The sequence below is a fragment of the uncultured Fibrobacter sp. genome (assembly GCF_937877005.1).
In the GTDB taxonomy this organism is placed as follows: Bacteria; Fibrobacterota; Fibrobacteria; order Fibrobacterales; family Fibrobacteraceae; genus Fibrobacter.
Genome location: NZ_CALEFV010000073.1, coordinates 1 through 4,955 on the forward strand (window position 1 = coordinate 1; position 4,955 = coordinate 4,955).

Consider the following 4,955-nt stretch of genomic DNA (forward strand, 5'->3'; position numbering starts at 1 on the left):
CAGCAATCGCTTGCCTAGTTCTTGCTTTTACCGCCTGCGGCGATGATGACAGCAGCAGCGTCGTTGAACCGGAAAAGGAGACGAGCAGTTCCATTGCCGAGTCATCCTCGGAGCGCAGCGGAGGGGATCCATCCAGTCCTTCCTCCAGCAGTAGCAGCGTTTCGTCTTCGTCTACGAACAGTTCTTCTTCTGCGAAATCGAGCTTGTCTACGGATGCCAAGAGCAGTTCTTCAAGCGGGTTGATTCCGGAATCTTGCGAAGAAAAGGATGAGAATCGTATTTTGACCATTTATGATACTGGGGAGAGATATGTTTGCAAGAGTGGCCAATATGTCAAGATGGAATCTAGCAGTTCTAGTAAAGTAAAGAAAGCGTGCTCCGCAGATGAAGAGGGGACAACTCGGAGAGAGGATGGAATGCGATTTGTCTGCAAAGATGGATATTGGGTCCCGGTGGAATCTTCCAGCTCATCTCAAGTCAGTAGCAGTAGCTATTTCGATATGACGAATCAGTTTAACGAGAAGGTGTCTTATGGTGAGTTCACTGATCCGCGCGATGGACAGAAGTACCGGACGGTGAGCAAGTATGATGATGTTTTTGAAAAAACTTATGTTTTCTTTGCCGAGAACCTGAATTATGGCAAGATGGTTCCTGGCGGTACTGTGCAGGGAGACTCCACGAAGTACTGTTACGATGACGACCCGTGGTACTGCGAAAACGGCTGGGGTGGCCTCTATACTTGGAGCAATGCGATGAATTTTCCCACAGTGTGTGACAGCGTTTCTATGAGTGCAGAGGCTTGCTCCCAAAAATTCGTTTATCCCAGCGGTTATACTCAACCACAATATTATGTCCAGCATCAGGGTATTTGCCCCGAGGGGTGGCATGTAGCAAGTGAAGGGGAATGGGCATATTTGCAGCATAGTAGTGTATTCGATTTGGGCTCGAAAGTGGCTGGCTTTGGTAACAACAGTTCTGGTTTGTCAATATTGCCGGCGGGAAGTTGGGAGCGATATCCGAATGGTTCGTTAGTTTTTAGGGATATAAAAAAGCAAGCTATTTTTTGGACGCCGCAACAATCAGCAGATGATGCTGAAAGGGCTCATCGTGTCGCGATAGATTCTCAAGGCATGAGTCGCATTTACGAAGAGGTTAAAGCAAAACGAGCTCTTTCCGTTCGCTGTGTAAAAAACTACTAATTGTAACAGGATTTTAAATAAATTAACAACGCCTTTTGCAAAAAGGCTATAGGGGTTATATGTCTAAACTCTACAAGAAGAACAAAAAGTCCAAGAAAAACAACCGTAAAAATTACAAAATTGAGTCTCTCGAACCGAGACTCTTGATGGATGCTTCAGTAAACGAGTGGAATGATGAACTCAATGCATTGAATGTCGGTGCCTACACAATTGATAGCAATTCCTCGAAGATTGACGGACTTCTTGTTGTTGATACCAACGATATGGACAAGGAACCGGAACGACTTTCTTTGGCAGATGTCGTAAATGGTCAGTTATATTTGCGCGCGGAATGATGCGCAGAACCCGGCGGGTTTTGTGCCGATATGTTATTAGAATAAAAATAAAGGAAAATAGAATGAACGCAAGATGTCTGTTCCTGGGTTTGGCCGTGATGGCCGCATTGACTATTGCCGCCTGTGACGACAGTTCCAGCGGTGCTGGACCGGACCCGGTAGCGGAAGTTTCGTCCTCTAGTGGCGACGAAGCAATCTCCTCGAGTTCCGTCACGGACAAAGGAACGTCTTCGGGGGGCGGTTCGAAATCCTCTAGTTCTGTAAGTGGCAAGAATAGTAGCTCTTCGGTGAACTCCGGCTCTGATACATCTAGTTCAGATGGTGGATCTTATTTGAGTTCCTCTGAAGAAGAGCTTGAACAATGTAATCAGGAAGAAGAGGGGAGTGCTATGGTTATGCTAAACGAAAAACGGGAACGAGAAAGATACGTTTGTACGAACGGATTCTGGATTTTACAACAATCTTCTAGCTCCATGGTTGAATCTAGTAGCAGCTACTACGATATGTCTAAACAGTATAATGAAAATGTCAAGTATGGCGAGTTTACGGACCCTCGCGATGGAAAAGTCTACAGAACCATTACGTATGAAGATAAACCTGTGAAAGCGACGTATGTTATTATGGCGAGCAATTTAAATTATGGCGAGATGGTTCCCGTAGACTCGGCAACGAACGCCGACGGCGTTGTTGAAAAGTTTTGCTACAACGATGATCCTTGGTATTGCGAAAACGGTTTCGGCGGACTTTATTCCTGGAGCGAGGCGATGGGGTTCCACCGGGCGTGTGACACTCTTTTTCTAGGGTCATCTGCTGACTGTCCTGATGTTTTTGATAGCTTGTCTACTCGTATTCAACACCAGGGTATTTGTCCGGATGGATGGCATGTCTTGAATGAGTTTGAATGGAGAGGACTTCCGGCGACTGGTTTTGGATCCTTTCAGATGCTTTCGAAACTTTTTATGGGAAAGGATCAGGTTGGATTTTCTGCATTGCTTGGAGGCGGGTACCTTAGGGGTAAATATAAAAGTATGGGTGTGTATGGTGAATACTGGCTCCCTGCCGAAACAGGAGATGATGCCTTGTATGCGCAAACAACACTTCTAGATGAATATGAAGTTGTGTTTCGTGATTTGGAACAGAAACCGAGCAAGTTACCCATCCGCTGCGTGATGAATTATAGTGTAGACTAATCAACGATTGTCGACATCCATTTTAAACTAAAAAAGCAGGGCTTTGGGAAAAAGCGTGCAAAGCTCTACTGCGCGGGCGCTTGCGCACGCATAGGAGAGCCGCCGCCGCGGACGCCGTAGGCGTCAAAAGCCCTAAGGGAGTTATTTATGTCAAAGAAGAACAACAAGAAGAATTCTACCCGTAAGAGCTATAAAATCGAGTCGTTAGAGCCTCGTTTGATGATGGATGCTTAACCCCACCCCAAAACAATCGCCCCGTGCCCAAACACCCCGAAAAAGTCCATTTTTGTCATAATCTGACATAGCAATTGAATTATATTTATCCGCAGACAATTGTCTATGGAGTATTCATGTCTTACGATAAGCAGAAAAGCAAGTTGAAAAGCATGTTCGCACTCGAAGAGTCGGAAGAAGTATTCAATGCAAAGATGCAAAAAGGCTTGGATGACGTGCGCAATGGTCGCATCACGCCCCTAGACGATGTTTACGCCGAACTATCCAAAGCCATCTCCGAACTCAAAAACGGAGCGCAAGTAGCTGATGCCGAAAAATTCATCAAAGGATTGATGAATTCCTAGCGTCTAATAAACAAAAAATCCTCCGTAGGGGAGGTCTGCACAAAAAGGGCCTAAAATTTTTTCCGCACATCTGCAGCGGAAAGCCAGCCACCCTGCTTGGCGGATCGTTCACCCTCGGCAAGAGCCTTCTGGAGTTTCATTTCTGATTGAAGAAAGTTTGCATATTCCTTTTCGAAAGCCCCTTTCTGCTTAGGGTCCGCCATAATCCTATCAAAGGTCGATGTTTGTTTTATCATGTTTCAAATCTATTTTCAGATTATCCTATTGTCAAGAGATTGGTTTTATCATGAAAAAAATCTTGCATTTGTGCGGGCAAATATGTATGTTGAATGATATGAACAAGATTGAAAATGCCGCCACATGGTCAAAAGAACGCTTCGATGCGGAACTCGAGAAAGGCTACAGCGATATGCTGAACGGCCGCACACGCCCTGCCGCTATGGTCCTTTCCGATGTCAAGAAGAAATACAAGAAAATCGATCCACTGGTCTAGATATGCTTCACGTGACTGACGCAAAATATATTGGCGACTACAAGATATCCGTCGAATTCAATGACGGATGCCGTTTTGTTGCTGATTTTGAATGCGTCATCAAGTCGGACCACCGACCTATCGTGCAGCAACTAGTAGACATCAATACCTTTAAAGATTTCACGCTGCAAGCGCACACAATCACATGGTCAAATGGAGTCGACTTCGCCCCCGAATTCATTAGAAGCCTTCAATAAGCCGACTTAATCGTCAAACGTCTTCGTAATGACCTTTGCACGAAAGGATATCGATGAACTCGCCGTTGATACGATAAATTAGCCGATTTGCGTCATCGATTCTGCGGCTCCAAAATCCGCTGAGATCGCCCTTCAATGCTTCGGGTTTTCCGATGCCTTCAAAATTGTTGCGTTCAATGTCTTTTAGCAATTGGTTGACTCTTTTCAGGGTCTTTTTGTCTTGGAGTTGCCAATAAAGATAATCTTGCCAGGCAGTTTCGGAAAAAGCGATTTTAGCCATTCTCCATCGCCTCCAGTTCTTCCATTGTCTTCACAATCCCCTTCCCGGCGTTAAGTTGCTCGATGCCTTTCTTGAGGGCTTCGATGTCGCTTGCGTTGTAGCGGGGGGAGGGCTCGCGGACTTCAAAGGGGATGCGGCGCTCGTTGATGACGTTTTTCACGAACATGTAAATGGCGGCAGAAGTGGACAGCCCTACATTGCTGCAGAACTTGTCAAAGCTTTCTTTGTCCTTGCTGTCGATGCGTGCGGATATCGTTGCCTGTGCCATATAATGCTCCTTTGTTACCTTACAAATATACATTTACTAACTGCAAAAAGCAATAATTTTTAATAAAAATACTGCAATTTTATTCAACATTCTGCAATTTGCATAAAATTGCATTAAACATTGACGCTAAAAACCCCGGCCATCGTTACGAGAGGTCGGGGCTTTTAAATGCGGGGGAGTTCCGCGCGGTTTAAGATGCGCGAGAACGTCTCGCGGACTTACCTCCCCAAATTGATTCGCAGGGTCTGTCCGGCGGCATTCCTAATCACATAGGCTCCGCCTTGGTAGCCGGCGGTCTTGAGTCCGGCCTTGAGGTCCGTCAGCGTCGCGCCGGCGTTCAGGCGGATGTTCCCGAGCTCGGAGCCCATCAGGTCGA

9 protein-coding genes are annotated in these 4,955 nt (G+C 46.0%); 6 read left to right on the plus strand and 3 right to left on the minus strand.

All coding sequences use genetic code 11. The annotated features are described in order from the left end of the window. The 4 genes from Q0628_RS04115 to Q0628_RS04130 form a co-directional block, all read left to right on the plus strand. On the plus strand, positions 1 to 1,199 hold a 1,199-nt coding region (locus tag Q0628_RS04115), incomplete at its 5' end, for an FISUMP domain-containing protein (protein WP_298768422.1). A gap of 59 nt (positions 1,200 to 1,258) precedes the next feature. Further along, complete coding sequence (locus Q0628_RS04120) at positions 1,259 to 1,534, plus strand: LEPR-XLL domain-containing protein (RefSeq protein WP_298768424.1); 276 nt, start codon at positions 1,259 to 1,261, stop codon at positions 1,532 to 1,534. A 62-nt stretch (positions 1,535 to 1,596) separates the two neighbouring features. Further along, a complete protein-coding gene (locus Q0628_RS04125; RefSeq protein WP_298768426.1) occupies positions 1,597 to 2,724 on the plus strand; it encodes an FISUMP domain-containing protein in 1,128 nt (375 codons plus the stop codon). A 350-nt stretch (positions 2,725 to 3,074) separates the two neighbouring features. Further along, positions 3,075 to 3,302: a hypothetical protein gene (locus Q0628_RS04130; RefSeq protein ID WP_298768428.1), complete on the plus strand. Its 228-nt coding sequence runs from the start codon at positions 3,075 to 3,077 to the stop codon at positions 3,300 to 3,302. A 50-nt stretch (positions 3,303 to 3,352) separates the two neighbouring features. Here the strand turns inward: Q0628_RS04130 and Q0628_RS04135 are convergent, their stop codons facing one another. Beyond that, entirely contained in the window at positions 3,353 to 3,505 is a 153-nt protein-coding gene (locus Q0628_RS04135; protein WP_298768430.1) for a hypothetical protein, read from the minus strand. 131 nt (positions 3,506 to 3,636) lie between these two features. Here Q0628_RS04135 and Q0628_RS04140 point away from each other — a divergent pair, with 131 nt between their 5' ends. Next, positions 3,637 to 3,795 carry a hypothetical protein gene (locus tag Q0628_RS04140; RefSeq protein WP_298768432.1) on the plus strand — a complete coding sequence of 53 codons (159 nt, stop codon included), beginning with the start codon at positions 3,637 to 3,639 and terminating at the stop codon, positions 3,793 to 3,795. Positions 3,796 to 3,797: 2 nt separating this feature from the next. Beyond that, on the plus strand, positions 3,798 to 4,031 hold the full coding sequence (locus tag Q0628_RS04145) for a DUF2442 domain-containing protein (protein ID WP_298768434.1): 234 nt from the start codon (positions 3,798 to 3,800) through the stop codon (positions 4,029 to 4,031). 13 nt (positions 4,032 to 4,044) lie between these two features. Here Q0628_RS04145 and Q0628_RS04150 read toward each other — a convergent pair whose 3' ends face one another. Continuing rightward, positions 4,045 to 4,311 carry a Txe/YoeB family addiction module toxin gene (locus Q0628_RS04150; RefSeq protein ID WP_298768436.1) on the minus strand — a complete coding sequence of 89 codons (267 nt, stop codon included), beginning with the start codon at positions 4,309 to 4,311 and terminating at the stop codon, positions 4,045 to 4,047. Continuing rightward, on the minus strand, positions 4,304 to 4,579 hold the full coding sequence (locus tag Q0628_RS04155) for a type II toxin-antitoxin system RelB/DinJ family antitoxin (protein ID WP_073324079.1): 276 nt from the start codon (positions 4,577 to 4,579) through the stop codon (positions 4,304 to 4,306). Before Q0628_RS04155 ends, Q0628_RS04150 begins: the two co-directional genes overlap by 8 nt. Positions 4,580 to 4,955: the final 376 nt, after the last annotated feature.

Coding starts and splice junctions, on each gene's coding strand:
- Q0628_RS04120 (WP_298768424.1), top strand. CDS start 1,259: ATGTCTAAACTCTACAAGAAGAACAAAAAGTCCAAGAAAAACAACCGT.
- Q0628_RS04125 (WP_298768426.1), top strand. CDS start 1,597: ATGAACGCAAGATGTCTGTTCCTGGGTTTGGCCGTGATGGCCGCATTG.
- Q0628_RS04130 (WP_298768428.1), top strand. CDS start 3,075: ATGTCTTACGATAAGCAGAAAAGCAAGTTGAAAAGCATGTTCGCACTC.
- Q0628_RS04135 (WP_298768430.1), bottom strand. CDS start 3,505: ATGGCGGACCCTAAGCAGAAAGGGGCTTTCGAAAAGGAATATGCAAAC.
- Q0628_RS04140 (WP_298768432.1), top strand. CDS start 3,637: ATGAACAAGATTGAAAATGCCGCCACATGGTCAAAAGAACGCTTCGAT.
- Q0628_RS04145 (WP_298768434.1), top strand. CDS start 3,798: ATGCTTCACGTGACTGACGCAAAATATATTGGCGACTACAAGATATCC.
- Q0628_RS04150 (WP_298768436.1), bottom strand. CDS start 4,311: ATGGCTAAAATCGCTTTTTCCGAAACTGCCTGGCAAGATTATCTTTAT.
- Q0628_RS04155 (WP_073324079.1), bottom strand. CDS start 4,579: ATGGCACAGGCAACGATATCCGCACGCATCGACAGCAAGGACAAAGAA.